Below are 17,692 nucleotides of genomic sequence, written 5' to 3'. Positions count from 1 at the left end.
GCCCGGACGGCGGACCGAACCGGCGTCGAGAACCCGCCAACTCCCGCCGTCCCCAGTAGCATTCACCTTTCGTACGGGTTCCGCGGGGGACCCTCGGGGGGAGACGCACAGTGATCAGAGTCATGCTCGCGGACGACATGCTGATGCTCCGGCGGGCCCTGGTCTCGCTGCTGGAGCTGGAGGAGGACCTCCAGGTGGTGGGCGAGGCCGGAGACGGCGACCAGGTGGTGCCCGTCGCCCTGGAGACCCTGCCGGACGTGGCCGTCCTCGACATCGACATGCCCGGCATCGACGGCATCCGGGCCGCGGAGCGGCTGAGCCGGGAGCTGCCCTCCTGCCGGACGATCATCCTGACCAGCCTGGGCCGGCCCGGGAACCTGCGCCGGGCGCTGGAGGCCAGGGTGTCCGGCTTCCTGCTGAAGGACACCGACCCGACCCGGCTCGCCGCCGCCATACGGCAGGTGGTCGCCGGGGAGCAGGTGGTGGACCCGCAGCTCGCGCTCGCCACCCTCCAGGCCGACAGCAATCCGCTGAGCGCCCGGGAGACCGAGGTGCTGCGCCTGGCGGCGCGGGGTCTGGACGCCCCGGAGATCGCGCGGAAGCTCTTCCTCTCCCCCGGCACCGTGCGGAACTACCTGACCACGGTGGTCACCAAGCTCAACGCCCGCAACCGCATGGACGCCGTCCGGATCGCCCAGGAGGCCGGCTGGCTCTGACCCCGGCCGGCTCTTCCCCCGATCGGCTCTAGGCCCTGTCCGGCGGATCTTCGCGGATCAGCCCGCGGCGTCTGGTGCGTGCTCTCGGCGTGCACCTGGGTCGCCCTCGTACTGGACGTACTCGGGCGATCCGGGCGTGCGGCGAGAGAGCGTGCCAGGCGTCGCGGGCCCGCGAAGATCCGCCGGACAGGGCCTAGCCCACGGTCGGGGAGGTGTCGGTGGCGGGGCGCAGCGGGAGGGCGGCGGTGAGCTCGAACCAGCCGTCCGGGCGCACCCGCCAGTCGAGGCGGCCGCCGAGGGCCTCGGCGCGGATGGTCAGGCTGCGCAGTCCCACCCCGCCCGTGACGCAGTCGCTCCCGCTCTCGTCGCCGTCGCTGTCGCCGTCGCTTTCGCAGTGGAGCGAACCGGCTTCGCCCAGGCCGTCGTTGGCGATGGAGAAGTACACGTGCTTCTCGTCCGTGCGCGCCTCGACCACGCAGTTCTGCGCCTTGCTGTGGCGCAGCAGGTTGGTGACGCCCTCGCGCAGCACCGTCGCCAGGACGGTGTCGACGGAGGCGTGCAGCGGGGCCTCGGTGACCTTGATGTCGGTACGGATGCCCACCGCGCGCAGCAGCGAGGCGGCCGACGCCACCTCCCGGTTCAGCGCCATCTGCACGTAACTGCTCGCCACCGAGCGGACGTCGGTGAGCGCCTGCCGGGCGGTCTGGACGATCTCGGTGAGCTCCATCTCGGCGCGCTCCGGCTGGACCCGGATGAGCCGGTGGGCCAGTTCGCACTTCAGGGTGATGGTGGAGAGGCTGAAGCCGAGCAGGTCGTGCAGGTCGCGGGCGAAGCGGAGACGTTCCTGCGTGACGGCGAGCCGGACCAGTTCCTCACGGGCCCGCTGGACCTCGCGGACGAGCCCGGAGAGCCGGCTGAGGCCGTAGACGACCAGGCCGGTGAGGACGGTGGCCAGGCTGTTGTAGGCCAGCTGGCCCATCCCGTAGCCCACCGCGAACTGGATGAAGCCGGTGGCGACGACCACGCCGGCGAAGACCGCCCAGCCCCAGGCCGCGCCCAGGACGAGCAGGGCGGAGGCGGCGAGGAAGCCGGGCATGCCGAGCCAGGCGGAGCCGAAGAGGGTGAACGGGACGAAGGTGAGGACGGCCTGGAGCGCCAGCGTCGGACCGCGGCGGTGGGCCGCCCACGGTATCCACCCCGGGAAGGAGTGGTTCAGCTGGAGGACCAGCAGGACCGCCATCAGCGCGCAGCACAGCGAGAGTTCGCCCGCGCCCATGCCCGCGCCGGCCGCGTAGGTCAGCCCCACGCCGAAGAAGCACAGGATGACGACGAGGGTGATGGTGCCGGCGACCCTGGGCGCCAACTCCCCTCCCTCGACCGGGCGGTGGTGAACTGCGCCAGGATCTGCGGACCGAGACCATCCCACAGGAGCCCCCTACTCGACCACGGTGCGGCACGGATTGGAGTGCAGCATAGACGGCCCCGGGGGTGTTCGGTATTTTTCGTTCAGGGGTATCTCGTACCGATTCGGTCGTGCTCGGTGAGGGGCCCGCCGCCGGGCAGCGCGGCCAGCACGAACTCCCCGACGCCCGACTCCGCGCGCCAGTCCAGTCCGAAGGCGCGGGCCGAGGTCGCGGTGTCGCCGAAGGCCAGCGCGCACGGCCCGATGCCCATGGCCGTGGAGACCAGGTAGAGCGTCTGCTGGAGCGCGCCGACCTCCTTGAGGAGCGCGCTGTAGGCGAGGCCCGGGTAGGCGGCGCCGATCCGGCGGAAGCGCGCGGTCATGCTGATCAGGACGGGCGGTTCGGCGCTCAGTCCCGCGGTGGCGCCGGCCTCCCCGAGCAGCGCGTCCACCAGGGACGGCGGGCTGCCCAGCGGGTGCAGGGCGTGGGCGGCGGGGTCGTAGTGGTAGGAGCCGCGCGGCAGTTCGCCGGAGCCGGTGACGGTGACGTACAGCTCCAGCGGGTAGACGGAGCCGACGCTCGGGTAGGGCCGTCCGGCGGCGGGCCTGGCCCGTGCCGAGCGGAACAGCAGCTCGCCCAACTGGGCGAGGGAGAGCGGCAGTCCGTCGTCGGCGCGGACCGAGCGGCGGGCTTCGAGGGCGGTGGTCAGGCGCGGGTCGGTGGCGAGGACCCGGTCGAGGTCGGGCACCGGCAGGGCGAGCGGGGCACCGGCGGCCGGGCGGGGCTCCCCCGGGCCGTCGGGCTCGGGGGCGGGCTCGGCGCGGGCCGGGTCGAGGGGTTCGTCGTGGAGGCCGGGGCGGCTGCGGTTGTGCAGCATCAGCTCGCGTGGCGACCAGTGTTCCAGGGCGGGGTCGCGGTCCTCGGCGAAGGAGAGGGGGCCGGGGCCGCCGGTGCCGGGGACCAGCATGCCGGCCGCCTCCAGGTAGCCGACCGCGGTGCGGACCACCTCCAGGGGGACGTCGAGGAGCCGGGCCGTCTCGCGGACGGAGGCGGGGCGGACGTAACAGCTGACCAGCCACATGGCCTGCGGGGTGTGGAGGAGCACCCGGTGGGCGCTGAGCGGGGATTCGAGGAGCATGTCGCCGGTGCCGACGCGCAGGGTGGCGAAGCGGGAGAGCCGGTGGGTGGCGTCGGGGGCGGGCCGGCGGGGGGCGAAGCGGGCCTCGCGGACCATGGGGACCACGGAGAGCTGCTGGGTGCCGTCGCCGGTGGCGAGGGTGCGGATGACGGCGTGGCCGACCGCCTCCAGGGTGGAGCGCAGGGCGGCGCGGCGCGGGTCGCCGGGGGAGGCGGGGCCGCTGAAGCCGGGCAGGACGTTGTCGAGCGACACCGGGCCGTAGGTCATGCGTTCCAGGGCCCGGTGGACGACCGGGTCGGCCATCGGCAGTTTGATGTCCTCCCAGAGGGTGCTGACCAGGCCGGTCCCGGCGTCGTCCGCCGCCGTCCGGACCGTGGTGTCCTCACGGAGCGACCAGAGTTCGACGAGGCGGGGGGCCCGCGGGGCGGGCGGGGCGGATGACGTCATGGCGGGGGACCTCACGGGTGGCGCGACGGCCGTGTCACAGGAAGAGGGGGACCGGGTTGAGGTCCTCGTAGCGGGTGGGGGCGGTCAGGCGGCCCAGGCGGACCGGGACGTCGTAGAGGCGGCCGGGGGCGAAGCGGGTCCAGAAGGTGCGCAGTCCGGGCACGATCACCTTGACGACGGGCAGGCCGACGTCGGCTCTGGTCTGGTCGAGGACGAGGAGTTCGCTGCCGAGGCCGCGGGCGAGCTCCTCGGCGGCGGCCACGTCGGCGGCCAGGTCGGGGCGGGGGGTGTACGGGAGGTCGGCGGCGGTGCGGCGGGGGGTCTCGGGGTCGGGCAGCAGGTAGGGCTGGTTGTCGGTGGTGGCGGTGCGCCACCAGTGCAGCGGGACGGGGTCGTCGCAGGTGTAGCCCTCGCCGTCGGCGGTGGCGGCGACGACCGGCGGGAGCATCTGGTTGAGTTCGGCGACGGCGCGGCGCAGGGCGACCCGGGGGTCGAAGTGGGCGCCGAAGCCGAGGGTGATGTCCTGGGCCGGCTTGTCGGTGCGCCGGGAGAGGGCGGCGAAGACGGGGATGCCGAGGTCGCTGGTGAGGTCGAGGACCCACAGCTCGCGGTCGAGGCCGCGGTGGGCGGTGCGGATGCCGTCGGTCCAGGGGTCGGCGAAGGAGTCGAGGTCGACGCCGGGCTGGCGGGTGCGGTTGTACCACCACAGGGCGACGGCGTCGCGTTCGACGAGTTCGAGGAAGCCCTGGACGATGGCGTCCTCGCGGGAGCTGCCTGCGGCGGTGCCGTTGGAATGGGCGGTGAAGGAGCCGGTGGCGCAGGGGGCGTCGTAGTACAGCATGGCGGTGGGCAGCAGCCGGTGCCGGCCGGCGGTGAGGGACCAGACGGGGGTCCAGTCGACGGGGGTGTCCTCGTCGAAGGGGGCGCAGACGCGGTGGGCCGGGGCGTGTTCGGCGTTCCAGGCGGCCCGGTCGGCGTACTGGCGGGGGTGGAAGAGCTGGACGGCGTCGGGGTGGACGGCGCGGTCGGCGACCTCGCGGTAGGTGGCGCGCAGGGTGGGTTCGTCGCCCTGGCGGTAGCCGGAGTGGCGTTCGACGGCTTCGCAGAGGGCGCTGACGCGGGCCTGGAGCGGGGTGGTGCCCTTGCCGGAGCTGTGGCTGCGCAGTCCGGCGCGGACGGCGGCGAGGCCGGTGGGCGAGGAGGCCGGGTTGTGGCCGGAGTGGTAGCAGTTGAGGAAGCCGGGGTCGCGGCGGTCGCGGCGGACCTCCTTGACGACGCCGGTGAGGTCGTCGACGAGGTGGCCGTACCGGTCGAGCATCTCCTCGGGGGTGAGGGAGCGTTCGCCGGTGCCGGTGGCGGTCTTGGGGCGGCTGGCCGGGTGGACCGGGGCCCAGACGCGGCGGGCGGTGACGCCGGGGTCGCCGCAGGAGGGGCACTGGGGGCGGCGGCGCACGGGGTGGTGGCGGCCGGCCAGGGTGAGGGTGTCCAGGGTCCACAGGGCGTTCTGGCCGGAGTGGCGGTGGCCGGCCATCCATTTGACGGCTTCGAGGCAGGCGAGGTGGAGTCCGGCGGCGCGGCCGGCGGCCAGGCCGGAGGGCGGGACGCTGACGGGGCGGCCGAGCGCGCGGCCCAGATACGCCTCGGCGGGGCGGTTGCGGCGCAGCGGTTCGGCGAGGCAGTGCCAGCAGGGGCCGTCGTCGGGCTGGAACACCGGTCCGATCCAGGGCTGTTCGCCGGTGAGGCGGACGGGAAGCCAGGGAGTGCCGGTGGCGCGGTGGGCGGCGTCCAGGTCGGCGAGGGCGGGGTCGAGGTAGGTGTCGCAGAGGACGAGGGCGAGGCCGGGGGGTTCGGTGTCGTGGCCGGGCCGGTGGACGCGGAGTCCGGCGGCGCCCAGGGCGGTGAGGAGTTCCTCGGCTCCGGCGCCGGCCTCGCTGCCGCGGCCGGTGGCGGTGACGGTGCCGCTGCCGGTGCGGCGGGCGGCTTCGTCGCCGTCCACTCCGGCGAGTTCCCAGAACGCCTGGCCGGCGTCGCCTGCGGCGGTGGGGGCGGGGGCCCGGTGGGTGAGGAGTCCGGAGCCCAGGAGCCGGGTGACGACGTCCTTGACCTGGTCGGCGGGGAGGGTGCCCGCGTCGGCGACCAGCCGGTCGAGGGTGCGGGTGCCGTCGAGCAGGGGGGCGAGGGTGGTGACGCAGGATCCGCGCAGCGCGGTGACTCCGCGTTCGGATATGAGGTACACGCCTTCCCCGGGGACTACTTCGGCCTTCAGATGGGGCTTGAAGCCGAGTCCGCGCGTGGTGCCCTGGCGCTGTGCCACCGTTTCCTCCTCATGGTGTGCGGCCTGTGGACCGTGCTCGGGTGCGTGTCGTGCGCCGGACGTGCTGCCGTGCCGTGTTCCTGCCGTGCCGTGTTCCTGCGGTGCGGGTGCCCGCCGTGCGGGGTGTCGCCGGGCGGTGCTACTCGGCGTGGGCCTCGCCGGTCCAGCAGATGCAGGTGCTGGGCTGGTAGGAGTCGGCGGCGGCGCAGAAGTCCTCGATGACCAGGTCCTCGGTGACGGCGGCGGCGGTGGCGATGTCGAGGTTCATGTCGGCCCTTCCCGGTGCGTTCGCGGCTTGCTGACGAGGAAGAGTCTGCGCCGCCGGGGGGAAGGGCCGACAGTGCCGGTGTCACCGGGTCGGCATGAAGTTCTCATGGTCATCCCGCGAGGGCGTCACACCCCTCCTTCCACGGTGGTCGCGGCGGCCGGGGCGTCGGCCATCCCGGCGGTGAGGGTGGCTCCGTCGAGGGGGTCGACGAGGAGGAAGGAGCCGGTGCGGCGGAAGTCGGCGTAGCCGTCGAGGGCGACGGGCTCGGCGGTGCGCACGGTGATCCGGCCGATGTCGTTGACGCCGAGGCTGTCCGGGCCGGGGCGCTCGGCCAGCGTCTGGAGGTCGAGCCGGGAGGAGACCTCGGTGACGACCGCCCGGACGGTACGGGTGGCGTGCCGCAGCAGCACCTGCCGGCCGGTGTGCAGGGGCTGTTCGCCGAGGTGGCAGACGGTGGCGGTGAGGGCGCGGACGGGGCGCGGGGCGGTGGCGGCGGGGGCCAGCAGGTCGCCGCGGGCGATGTCGAGGTCGTCGGCGAGGCGGACGGTGACCGACTGGGGGGCCCAGGCGGTGTCGGCGGCGGTGCCGTCGAGGGTGTCGATGCCGACGACGGTGCTGGTGGCGCCGGACGGGAGGACCGTGACCCGCTCGCCGACCCGGAGCACGCCGGACGTGATCTGGCCGGCGTAGCCGCGGTAGTCGGGGTGGGCGGCGGTCTGCGGGCGGATGACGTACTGGACGGGGAGCCGGGCGGACTCGGTGTGCGGGTCGGCGCCGACCGGCACCGACTCCAGGTGTTCGAGGACGGTGGGTCCGGCGTACCAGTCCATGCGCTCGGAGGGGCGGACCACGTTGTCGCCCGCGAGGGCGGAGATGGGGATGGCGGTGACCCGGGTGACGCCGAGGGCGGCGGCGCAGTCGGCGAAGGCGGCGGCGGTGCGGGCGAAGACCTCCTCGGAGCAGTCGACCAGGTCCATCTTGTTGACGACGAGGGTGACGTGGCGGATGCGGAGGAGGGCGGCGACGGCGAGGTGGCGGCGGGTCTGTTCGACGACGCCGTTGCGGGCGTCGACGAGGACGAGGGCGAGGTCGGCGGTGGAGGCGCCGGTGACCATGTTGCGGGTGTACTGCACGTGGCCTGGGGTGTCGGCGAGGATGAAGCGGCGGCGGGCGGTGGCGAAGTAGCGGTACGCGACGTCGATGGTGATGCCCTGCTCGCGCTCGGCCCGCAGCCCGTCGGTGAGGAGGGCGAGGTCGGGGGCCTCCTGGCCGCGCCGCCGGGAGGCGTGCTCGACGGCCTCCAGCTGGTCGGCGAGGACCGACTTGGAGTCGTGCAGGAGCCGGCCGACGAGGGTGGACTTGCCGTCGTCGACGGAGCCCGCGGTGGCGAACCGCAGGGTGTCGGCCGCGGTGCCGGGGCCGTACGGGGCGATGGCGGGGGTCTGGGTGGGGTTCACGGCTAGAAGTACCCTTCGCGCTTGCGGTCTTCCATGGCGGCCTCGGACATCTTGTCGTCGGCGCGGGTGGCGCCCCGCTCGGTGAGGCGGGAGGCGGCGATCTCGGCGATGACGGCCTCGACGGTGACGGCGTCGGAGTCGACGGCGCCGGTGCAGGACATGTCGCCCACGGTGCGGTAGCGCACCAAGCGGGTCTCCAGGCGTTCGGTGCCGCGCGGGCCGCCCCAGTCGCCGGGGGCGAGCCACATGCCGTCGCGGGCGAAGACCTCGCGGTGGTGGGCGTAGTAGATCGGGGGCAGGTCGATGGCCTCGCGCTGGATGTACTGCCAGACGTCCAGCTCGGTCCAGTTGGAGAGCGGGAAGACGCGGACGTGCTCGCCGGGGGCGTGTCGGCCGTTGTAGAGGGACCAGAGCTCGGGGCGCTGGCGGCGCGGGTCCCAGGCGCCGAACTCGTCGCGCAGCGAGAACACCCGCTCCTTGGCGCGGGCCTTCTCCTCGTCGCGCCGTCCGCCGCCGAAGACGGCGTCGTAGCGGCCGGTGGTGATGGCGTCGAGGAGGGGGGCGGTCTGGAGCGGGTTGCGGGTGCCGTCGGGGCGCTCGCGCAGCCGTCCGTCGTCGATGAAGTCCTGGACGGAGGCGACGTGGAGGCGCAGTCCGTGCTCGGCGACCACGCGGTCGCGGTAGGCGAGGACCTCGGGGAAGTTGTGGCCGGTGTCGACGTGCAGGAGGGTGAAGGGCAGCGGCGCGGGGCGGAACGCCTTGAGCGCCAGGTGGAGCATGACGATGGAGTCCTTGCCGCCGGAGAAGAGGATCACCGGCCGCTCGAACTCGCCCGCGACCTCGCGGAAGATGTGCACCGCCTCGGACTCGACGGCGTCGAGGTGGGTGAGGCCGTAGGCGTCGCCGGGGCGGAAGGCGGGGGACGCGGCGGCGGTGGGCGGGGTCGTCGTGGTGAAGGTCGTGGCGGTCATGCCAGCCCCCTTTCGGCCAGCAGGGCGAGCAGCTCCCGCGTGGACTCGGTGACGGTCTGGGTGTGCGAGGCGATCCTCAGGTCGGGTGCGAGGGGCTCCTCGTAGGGGTCGTCGACGCCGGTCAGTCCGGTGATCTCACCGGCGGCGTGCTGCGCGTACAGGCCCTTGACGTCGCGGACGGAGCAGACCGGGAGGGGGGCGGCGACGTGGACCTCCAGGAAGTCGGTGCCGCCGGCGCGGTGCCAGGAGCGGACCAGGGCGCGGGCGTCGGCGTACGGGGCGATGACGGGCACGAGGACGGTGACGCCGTTGCGGGAGAGGACCTGGGCGACCCGGCCGATGCGCTCGACGTTGCTGCGCCGGTCGGCGCGGGAGTAGCCGAGGCCGGCCGAGAAGGTCTGGCGCAGTTCGTCGCCGTCGAGGACCTCGACGCGCCGGCCGCGCTCGCGCAGGACTCCGGCGGCGGCGTGGGCGAGGGTGGTCTTCCCGGAGCTGGGCAGGCCGGTCAGCCAGATGGTCGAGCCGGGGAAGCAGGCGCAGTGGACGGGTGGGGCCGCGGCATCCCGCACGGGGGCGGCCGTCAGGACGGTCACATCGAGCTCCATTCTCGGACCGCGGCCGTCAGCAGGCGCTGGGCGCGCCGGAATTCGTCCGCGTGCAGGTGTTCGTCTGGGGTGTGGTCGAGCTTCGCGTCGCCGGGGCCGTAGGCGACCATGGGCACGTCCCGCCAGGTGGTGGCGAGGGTGTTCATGTCGCTGCTGCCCTTCTTCATCAGGTAGCGGGGGGTGACCTCCTCGGTGCGGAAGGCCCGCTGGAAGGCCTTGACCAGGGGGCTGGTGCGGCGGGTGGCGACGCCGGGGGTGGCGCGCAGGACCTCGAAGCGGACCGGGTCGGCGGCGAGCTCCCGCAGGGCGGCCACGGTGGCGTCCACGTCCAGGCCGGGCGGGACGCGGACGTCGACGACGGCCTCGCCGGTCTGGGCGTCGCCCTGGTTGAGGGCGCGGACGCCGAGGACGGCGGTGAGCGCGTCGGGGTGCAGCCGGGCGACGGCGGCGGGCAGTCCTGCGAGGGTGTCGACCATCCTGTCTCCGGCGGTGCGCACGCCCTCGCCGGCGGTGTGGCCGGTGGCCTCCCGGACGCTGTAGCGGACCTTGACCAGGCCGTAGTAGCCGAGGGTGAGGGCCTCGGCGCCGCTGGGTTCGCCGACGATGACGGCGTCGGCGACGGGCCGGGAGTCGCGGACGTGGAAGGCGCCCGCGCCGGTGATCTCCTCCTCGACCGCGCCGACGACGGTGATCTCGACGCCCTCGGGCGGGTCGACCTCGGCGAGGGTCTGGAGGAAGGCGACCAGGCTGCCCTTGGCGTCGACGGAGCCGCGCCCGGAGAGCACCTCGCCGTCCCAGCGGGCCCGCCAGCGGTGCGGGACGGTGTCGAGGTGGCCGAGCATCAGCAGCCGCCGGGGGCCGGCGCCCTTGGTGGCGACCAGGTTGTGGGCGGCGTCGGTCTCGGCCTTGATGCCGTGGTCGGCGCACCAGCGGACGAGGAACCCGGCGATCTCGTGCTCGTCGCGCGAGACGGAGGACAACTCGACCGTGCGGGAGAGGAGTTCGAGGTCGGGGGCGGGGGCCGGGGCCCGCCAGAACCAGGTGGCGTGGGCGGCGGAGAGGGTGTGCGGGCCGGTGATGGCGGTGTCGGAGGTGCCCTTCAGGGCGATCTCGGCGGCCCGGACCTTCTGCCGCATCCGGCCCTTGGCGTACCGCCGGCCCTCGCCCTCGGTGAGGTGGCGCAGGCTGCTGGCGGGGTCGGCGGGGTCGGTGAGCAGTCCGGCGGTGCCGGTGACCAGGCGGAGGTGGTCGGCGTCGAGGGCGAGGGCGGCCTCGGCGGCGAGGACGTCGGCGTCGACGTTGAGCGGGGTGCCGCCGTCGGCGTCGGCGACCGGCGGGGAGAGGCAGACCACGTCGAAGGTGGCGAGCAGGCCGCTGAGCCGGGGCACGTCCACGGAGCTGACGGTGCCGGCCCGGTGGTCGCGGACGAGCCGGGTCCTGCCGTCCTCCAGGACCCGCATCGGGCCGTTGGCGGTGGCCTTGACGAGGGCGCCGGTGCGGGCGACGGCGGCGAAGACGGAGAGGCCGCGGCGGGTCAGCTCCTCCTCCACCAGGGGGAGGGTGACCTCCTCGTACGCGGCGACGATGTGCCGCATCTCCTCCGGCGGGCAGTAGCGGATCTCGTCGCCGTTGCGGGAGGTGAGGGTGCGGATCTCGCGGCCGGTGCGCCGGTAGTGCTCGGCGATGCCGGCCGCTCCCCCGGCGATGACCAGCAGGCGCGCGCCGCGCCGGCTGAGTTCGAGCAGTTCGTCGAAGACCTGGTCGTGGAGCAGCGTGGCGCTGCCCAGCTTGACCACGTAGAGCGCGGCCTCGCGTGAGCTGGCGACTTCCCCGAGGGCTTGCATGGACGGGACTCCTTCGGATGCGTGGGGGTGGGCGGGCGGGGCGGGGCGGCGGGGTGCGTACGGGGACGGGCGCGGGTCCGGGCGGAGGCGGCGCGGAGCGCGTACGGGAAAGGAGTGGGCGGGGCCGGGCCGGGCGCGTACGGGAAAGGGGGTGCGGGGCCTGGTCGGGCGCGTACGGGAAAGGGGCCGGGCGCGCGGGCGGGGGCGCGGGGGGCGCACGGGAGGGGGTGGGTCAGCCGATGCCCCGGGTGTTGCCGCCGTCCGCGACCAGGACTCCGCCGGTGACGTAGCCGGCCTGTTCGCTGGCGAGGAAGGCGACCAGGGCGCCCAGATCCTCGGCGCGGCCGATCCGGCCGAGCGGGATGCCGGCGGCCACCTCGGCCAGCCGTTCCTCGACCTTGTCGCCGTACTGCACGTCGAGGATCGGGGTGCGGTGGAAGCCCGGCGCCAGGACGTTGACGGTCACTCCGGCCGGGCCGAAGGCGTGGACGAGGCCCTTGGCGAAGCCGAGGACGCCGAGCCGGGCCACCGAGGACAGGCCGCTGCCCGGGTGGGGCTGGCGCACCGACTCGGAGGTGATCATGACGATCCGGCCCCAGCCGGCCCGCCGCAGGTAGGGCGCGGCGGCCAGCGACAGCGACACGTGGGGCAGCAGGTTGGCGTCGACCGCGCGGCGGTACTCGGCGACCTCGAAGTCCTCGACGGGGCCGAAGGGCACCCCGCCGGAGTTGGTGACCACCACGTGGAGGCCGCCGAGCTCCTCGGCCGTGCGCCGTACCCAGGCCGCCGCCGCGTCCTCGTCGCGGAGGTCGACCGGGGTGCTCAGCACCCGGCCGGGGCCGGCCGCGTCCACCTCCCGGTGGGCGCGGGCGAGCCGTTCGGGGTCCCGGCCGCAGAGCGACACGTTGGCGCCCTCCGCGGCCAGGACGCGGGCCACGGCGAGGCCGATGCCGCTGCTGGAGGCCGCGACCAGCGCGACCCGTCCGGAGAGTCCCAGGTCCATGCCGTCACCCCGCGAGGGCGGGCCGCAGGGGGGCCAGCGGGTAGCCGTAGCGGGAGAGCAGGGGCGCGGCGGCGGCGGTCGCGGCGGCGATGGCGGTGCCCGGGAGGGCGGTGCGCCAGCGCTCGTCGGGCCGGATCTGGGTGACGCCGCGGCGCAGCCGGTCGGGGTTGCCGGTGACGGTGTGGTTGGCACCGAGCGGGATGCGTCCGGCGGCGTCCACCGGGGACTCGTCGTCGAGTCCGGCGAAGCGCAGCACCCGGGCGGTCACCTCGCGCGGGTCGCGGGACAGGTCCTCGTGCCGGACCCGGAGGTAGCGGCCGCCGGCGGTGCGGCCGACGAGTTCGGAGGCGAGGTTGAAGGCGGTCCAGTAACCGCTGCTGCGGGCCGGGGACATGGGGTCGATGTACGCCTTGGCGCTGCGGTAGGAGAGGGCGGTGGCGCGCGGGTCCCGCACGATGTGCAGGACCCGCACGTCGAGGTCGCGGCGGCCGAGGAGGGCCGCCGCCTCCGCCGGGTACTTGGAGCCGTCGACGACGAGGCGGTCGGCGCCGAGGGCGGCGACCCGCCGGTAGACGGCGGCGGACCGGTCGAGGAGTTCGGTCACGCCGGGGGCGGGGGCCCGCTCGCCGCGCGCCTCGGCGAGCCGGGCGGCGGTGTGCCGGGTGCGCAGCAGGGCCTGCTGGAGGGTGGTGACGCGGTGCGCGGTGGCCTCGACGGTGCCCTCGGGCAGCTCCCCGAGGACCTCCGACCAGAGCGGGCAGGAGCGGACCGGACTGCCGCAGCCGCAGCTGGAGTTGGTGCCGGCGCCGAGGACGCCGTTGCGCCAGAGGTAGTACAGCTCGCCGACGTGGCGGACGCCGGGGATCTCGTTGAGGACGTTGCCGAGCAGGGTGCTGCCGCTGCGCATCCATCCGGTGATGTAGAGGACGCGCGGGGGGCGGCCTGCCGGGGCGGGGCCGGTCATGGTGGGGTCCCTTCGTGGTGCCGTGGGCGCGGTCGTCCGCGGCCGGCGGGTCGGTCGCGCGTCAGTCGCGGGTCAGCAGCAGGAAGTGCTGGGGCAGGTGGACGGCGAGGCCGATGCGGCTGGTGGCCTCGATGGCGTCGGAGCCGCCGGGGCCCGCGCCGCGGCGCAGCGCCAGCGAGGCGACGCCGGGGACGAGGAGGGTGACGGCGGCCCGGAAGTCGCCGAGGAGGACCTGGCCGCGCGGGATCATGCGGGTGCGGGAGACGGTGATGCCGGCGGCGCCGAGCTGGCCGAGGACGCCGGCGCGGACCAGCTCCCAGTAGGTGAAGGGGTGGACGACGATGCCGTCGCAGGAGCCGCCGGTCTCCTCGACCTCGGCGGCGGCCTCGGTGATGGAGGCGTACACGTCCTCGCCGAGGGTGCCGCGCCGGATCTCCGGGAGGTTGAGCAGGCCGGAGATCGCCTTGTCGGCGCTGCCGTGCAGGAGGGTCTCGTTCTCGACGACGGAGAGCCGGACGAGGACCCGGTAGTCGACGAAGGAGGCGAGCAGCGCGGGCTGGTCGAGGAGGCCGTCGGGGAGCGGGACGCGGACGGTGAGGTCGGTGAGCTCGGCCTCCTCCAGGCGGGGGGCGAAGGCGCCCTCGGGGGTGGCCCGGTACGAGGTGCCGGCGGCGGCCAGCTTGGCGGCGGGCGGCTCGTGCACGAAGGTGACCGGCGCGTCGGCGACCGAGGCGGTCTTCAGGAGGTGGCGGACCGCGTAGCGGGGGCGGGTCGCGAACAGCGGGAAGACGGCGGGGAGGTGGGCCCGGAAGGGCACCGTGTGGTCCTGGTCCGGGCCGGCCGTCCGCACCGACCAGGCGAACTCCTCGCCGGGGCTGCGGGTGGCGAGGGCCGGGTCGGCCAGCTGTATCTGCACACCCTGCTGCACTGCGGAATCGGCGGTTGCTGCCAGCATGACGTCTCCTCGTGTTCCGTGGAATCTTTCGTCGGGCCATTCACATTAGGCACCTGCGGGAATGGTGGGGAGGAAAAGCCATGGCGCGTTCTGATGGGTCTCATAAGACGGCTTGATTCCCCCTTCCTGAGGGGTGCATACCGGCGGCATGACGATGTCATATCGGGTCCGTGACCCCATCCGTGGCGGTGGCCGAAGAGCCCGTCCTACGCTTCTCGCAGACCTCACGGAACACGCGGTACGGAACACGGAACGCGGAAGACGGAACGTCCCCGACGATGTGGGTGGGAGCATGCATCACGACTTGCAGATCAACAGGCTGAGGACGCTGGTCGCCGTGGTCGAACTCGGCGGCTTCCGCCGGGCGGCGGAGTCCCTGCACATCACCCAGCCCGCGGTCAGCCAGCAGATACGCCAGCTGAGCGGGCTCATCAGAAGTCCCGTGTTCGCCTCCACGGGACGCAACCTGCGGCTCAGTCCGCGGGGCGAGGAGCTGCTGCGGTACGCCCGCCGGATGGTGGCGCTCAACGACGAGGCGGTCGACCGGTTCATCCCGCAGGCCGGGCACGTCATGCTCTCGGTGGGCGTGGCGAGCCAGCTCGGCGAGGTGCTGCCGGAGTTCCTCCGGGTGCTGAACCGGGGCATGCCCCAGGTCCAGCTGAGCGTGCGGACCGGGGCGAGCGAGGAGCTGGCGGCGCAGCTGACCGGCGGCCAGCTCGACGCGGCGCTGCTGCTCCAGGCCGATCCGCCGGGCCCCGGCACGGACTGCCTGGAACTGGGCAGGATGCGGCTGGCCTGGTTCGGCCGGCCGGCCCACGGCGAGCGGGAGGCCCTGCCGCTGGCGCTCTTCCCGGAGCCGTGCACCCTGCGCGGCCGGGTCCGCGAGAGCCTCGACGCGGCGGGGGTCGCGTGGCGGATCGCCTACGAGAGCGGGGAGCTGATCGGGCTGCGCTCGGCCGCCAAGGCGGGGCTGGGCATGACCTGCCTGATCGCCAACGGGGACGAGCTGTGGGGGCTGACCCCCGCGGTGCGCCCCGGGCTCCCGGCGCCGCCCGAGCCGCTGCCGGTGTCGATGGCGGTGGCGTCCGGGGCGGCCGTCCCGGAGGAGTTCACGGCGATCGCGGCGAAGGCGTTCCGGCAGGCCCTGCGGCCGTATCCGCTGGTCGCCCCGGACGCCGGCGGTACGGAGGCCGGTCCCGGCGCTCCGGCGGCCGGCGGCACGGAGGCCGCCGGCACGGCGCACGGGGTCCCGGCCGACGGCGGCGGTGCCGCCCGTCCCGGCCACGTCCTCGCGGGCGTCCCCGCCTGACGGCCGCCCGGTCCGTCCCGTACCGCTCCCCCGCCGCTCCCGCCCCATAAGCACGGGCCCCGGTTCCGATCCAGAGCATTCATGGAATCGGATCCGGCCGGGCCGAAATGCAGCACTACAGTAATTCCCGATTCACCATCCCACGGAAGAATTGAGGAAATAGCCATGCAGGAAACGTTGATCGCCTCCGCGTGCCCCGAGTGCGACGCCGAGATTTCGCTCGGACAGGACATCCGGGTCAGCGAGATCGTCGAGTGCCCCGAATGCCGGCTGGAACTGGAAATCGCCTCGGTGGAGCCGCCGCAGCTGATCCTCGCGCCCGAGGTCGAGGAGGACTGGGGCGAGTAGCGGTCCCGGTCACCACCGATCGATAAGGAGATCACCCTGATGAGCCCTGCGGCCGCGCGACTCGGTGTCCTCGCCTCCCGGGTCAGGTTCGAGGAGAAGAACATCCTGACCGCGCTGGAGAGGCGCGGCGTCGCTTGCGAACACGTCGACCCCCGCACCCTGTCGGTCCGGGCCGGTGAGCCCTGGGACGGGCCGCGGACCGTGCTCAACCGCGAAGTGGGCCACTACCGGGCCCTGTACGCGGCCGCCGCGCTGGAGTCGGCGGGCGTGACGGTGCTCAACAGCGCCGCCGCCACCGCCCTGTGCGGGGACAAGTGGCAGACCTCGGCGGCCCTGGTCGCCGGGGGCGTGCCCACCCCCGAGACGCTCCTGGCGCTGACCCCGGAGGCGGCCCTCAAGTCCCTGGAGGAGCTGGGCTATCCGGCCGTCATCAAACCGCTGGTCGGCTCCTGGGGCCGGCTGGTCACCCGGGTCACCGACCGGGCGATGGCGGAGGCGGTGCTCGAACACGTCGCCGCCCTGCCCTCCCCCCAGTCGCACGTCGTCTACCTCCAGCGCGAGGTCGCCAAGGCGGACCGGGACATCCGGGTCCTCGTGGTCGACGGCCGGGCGGTCGGGGCGACGTACCGCAGGAGCGAGGACTGGCGCACCAACGTGGCGCGCGGCGCGGTCAGCGAGCGCTGCCCGCTGACCGGGGAGCTCTCCGCCCTCGCGGTGGCGGCGGCAGAGACCGTCGGCGCCTGCCTGGCGGGGGTGGACCTCCTGGAGGAGCCGGGCGGCCGGCTCACCGTCCTGGAGGTCAACGACCGGGTCGAGTTCCGCGGCCTGCAGTCGACGTACGGAACGGACCTCGATGTGGCGGAGCTCATCGCCGCCCTCCTGACAGCGAAGGCAGAGTCATGATCCGCGCAGCAGTGGTGGGGGCCGCCGGCTACATCGGCGGGGAGCTGCTCCGGCTGCTCGTCGGCCACCCCCAGGTCGAGGTGGTCGCCGCCACCTCCCGCACCCTCCAGGGCCGCCAGGTGGACGGCGTCCACCCCAACCTGCGGCACCGCACCAAGCTGACCTTCTCGGCCGAGGACCAACTGGGCCGCTGCGACGTCCTGTTCCTGGCCACCCCGCACCGCGAGACCATGCAGCGGATGCCGGAGTTCCTGGAGAAGGCCGGCGTGGTCATCGACCTGTCGGGCGACTTCCGGCTGAGCGACCCGGACGTCTACGAGGACTACTACGGCACCGCCCACGAGGCCACCGGCCTCCTCGACTCCTTCGTGCAGGGGCTGCCCGAGCTGCACCGCGAGCGGCTGCGCACCGCCGACCGGATCTCCGTGCCGGGCTGCATGGCCTCCGCGGGCATCCTGTCCCTGGTGCCGCTGGCCGAGGCCGGGCTGATCACCGGCGAGGTCACGGTCGACGCGAGGACCGGCTCCAGCGGCTCCGGCGCCAAGGCCGGCGCGGAGAACCTGCACGCCGAACGCAGCGGCGCACTGCGGGTGTTCGCCCCGACCCGGCACCGGCACGAGGCGGAGATCGCCCAGGCCACCGGGCACACCGTACGGATGTCGGCGACCGGCGTCGAGGCGGTACGCGGCGTGCAGCTGCTCTCCCGGGCGCACCTCGCCGAGGGGGTCGACGAGCGGGCCATCCGCTCCGCCTACCGCAGCCGGTACGCGGGCGAGCCCTTCGTCCGGATCGTCGCCGCCCGGCGCGGACTGCACCGCTTCCCCGACGCCAAGATCCTCTCCGGCTCGAACTTCTGCGACATCGGCTTCGCCCTGGACCGGGGCGCCTCCACGGTCACCGTGATCGCGGCGCTGGACAACCTCGTCAAGGGCGGCGCGGGCAACGCCGTGCAGTGCATGAACGTGCGCTTCGGGGAGCCCGAGGAGCGCGGCCTGGAGTTCACCGGCCTGCACCCCAACTGACCGCCCCCGCCCCTCCCCTCCACCA

At 74.3% G+C, this 17,692-nt stretch carries 16 protein-coding genes; 5 read left to right on the top strand and 11 right to left on the bottom strand.

Going from position 1 to position 17,692, the window contains the following annotated elements; all coding sequences use genetic code 11:
* The first annotated feature begins 110 nt into the window (after positions 1–110).
* Positions 111–716, top strand: a complete 606-nt coding sequence (locus IE219_RS23255) for a response regulator transcription factor (RefSeq protein WP_189980645.1) — start codon at positions 111–113, stop codon at positions 714–716.
* A gap of 193 nt (positions 717–909) precedes the next feature.
* On the opposite strand, the gene IE219_RS23250 is transcribed toward IE219_RS23255, so the two are convergent.
* The 11 genes from IE219_RS23250 to IE219_RS23205 form a co-directional block, all read right to left on the bottom strand.
* Positions 910–2,079, bottom strand: a complete 1,170-nt coding sequence (locus IE219_RS23250; RefSeq protein ID WP_229849959.1) for a sensor histidine kinase — start codon at positions 2,077–2,079, stop codon at positions 910–912.
* A gap of 143 nt (positions 2,080–2,222) precedes the next feature.
* Positions 2,223–3,704, bottom strand: a complete 1,482-nt coding sequence (locus IE219_RS23245) for a SagB family peptide dehydrogenase (RefSeq protein ID WP_189980641.1) — start codon at positions 3,702–3,704, stop codon at positions 2,223–2,225.
* Positions 3,705–3,738: 34 nt separating this feature from the next.
* Entirely contained in the window at positions 3,739–6,018 is a 2,280-nt protein-coding gene (locus tag IE219_RS23240; RefSeq protein ID WP_189980639.1) for a TOMM precursor leader peptide-binding protein, read from the bottom strand.
* A 139-nt stretch (positions 6,019–6,157) separates the two neighbouring features.
* Entirely contained in the window at positions 6,158–6,286 is a 129-nt protein-coding gene (locus IE219_RS32320; RefSeq protein WP_268256856.1) for a hypothetical protein, read from the bottom strand.
* A 125-nt stretch (positions 6,287–6,411) separates the two neighbouring features.
* Positions 6,412–7,743, bottom strand: coding sequence for a sulfate adenylyltransferase subunit 1 (locus tag IE219_RS23235; RefSeq protein ID WP_229849958.1), 1,332 nt, complete (start codon positions 7,741–7,743; stop codon positions 6,412–6,414).
* A 2-nt stretch (positions 7,744–7,745) separates the two neighbouring features.
* Positions 7,746–8,714, bottom strand: coding sequence for a sulfate adenylyltransferase subunit CysD (gene cysD / locus IE219_RS23230; RefSeq protein ID WP_189980636.1), 969 nt, complete (start codon positions 8,712–8,714; stop codon positions 7,746–7,748).
* Positions 8,711–9,307 carry an adenylyl-sulfate kinase gene (gene cysC, locus IE219_RS23225; protein WP_373298876.1) on the bottom strand — a complete coding sequence of 199 codons (597 nt, stop codon included), beginning with the start codon at positions 9,305–9,307 and terminating at the stop codon, positions 8,711–8,713. The genes cysD and cysC overlap by 4 nt, the downstream gene beginning before the upstream one ends.
* A complete protein-coding gene (locus tag IE219_RS23220) occupies positions 9,304–11,163 on the bottom strand; it encodes a M20/M25/M40 family metallo-hydrolase (protein WP_189980632.1) in 1,860 nt (619 codons plus the stop codon). The genes cysC and IE219_RS23220 overlap by 4 nt, the downstream gene beginning before the upstream one ends.
* 232 nt (positions 11,164–11,395) lie before the next feature.
* A complete protein-coding gene (locus tag IE219_RS23215; protein WP_189980630.1) occupies positions 11,396–12,166 on the bottom strand; it encodes an SDR family NAD(P)-dependent oxidoreductase in 771 nt (256 codons plus the stop codon).
* 4 nt (positions 12,167–12,170) lie between these two features.
* Positions 12,171–13,130 carry a sulfotransferase gene (locus tag IE219_RS23210; RefSeq protein ID WP_189980628.1) on the bottom strand — a complete coding sequence of 320 codons (960 nt, stop codon included), beginning with the start codon at positions 13,128–13,130 and terminating at the stop codon, positions 12,171–12,173.
* Positions 13,131–13,191: 61 nt separating this feature from the next.
* The gene (locus IE219_RS23205) at positions 13,192–14,085 is read right to left on the bottom strand and encodes a family 3 encapsulin nanocompartment shell protein (RefSeq protein WP_189980626.1); all 894 of its coding nucleotides are present in this window, start codon (positions 14,083–14,085) and stop codon (positions 13,192–13,194) included.
* A 292-nt stretch (positions 14,086–14,377) separates the two neighbouring features.
* Between IE219_RS23205 and IE219_RS23200 the strand changes: the two genes are divergently transcribed.
* The 4 genes from IE219_RS23200 (at position 14,378) to argC (ending at position 17,667) form a co-directional block, all read left to right on the top strand.
* Entirely contained in the window at positions 14,378–15,394 is a 1,017-nt protein-coding gene (locus tag IE219_RS23200) for a LysR family transcriptional regulator (protein WP_229849957.1), read from the top strand.
* Positions 15,395–15,559: 165 nt separating this feature from the next.
* Positions 15,560–15,742, top strand: a complete 183-nt coding sequence (gene lysW, locus IE219_RS23195) for a lysine biosynthesis protein LysW (RefSeq protein ID WP_189980624.1) — start codon at positions 15,560–15,562, stop codon at positions 15,740–15,742.
* Positions 15,743–15,781: 39 nt separating this feature from the next.
* A complete protein-coding gene (locus IE219_RS23190; protein ID WP_189980622.1) occupies positions 15,782–16,645 on the top strand; it encodes a RimK family alpha-L-glutamate ligase in 864 nt (287 codons plus the stop codon).
* Positions 16,642–17,667, top strand: a complete 1,026-nt coding sequence (argC, locus tag IE219_RS23185; protein WP_189980620.1) for an N-acetyl-gamma-glutamyl-phosphate reductase — start codon at positions 16,642–16,644, stop codon at positions 17,665–17,667. The genes IE219_RS23190 and argC overlap by 4 nt, the downstream gene beginning before the upstream one ends.
* Positions 17,668–17,692: the final 25 nt, after the last annotated feature.

It is taken from the genome of Streptomyces termitum, assembly GCF_014650175.1.
Taxonomy (GTDB): Bacteria; Actinomycetota; Actinomycetes; order Streptomycetales; family Streptomycetaceae; genus Streptomyces; species Streptomyces termitum.
The sequence above is the reverse complement of the archived record's forward strand: the minus strand, read 5'-3'. Positions and strand labels throughout refer to the sequence as shown.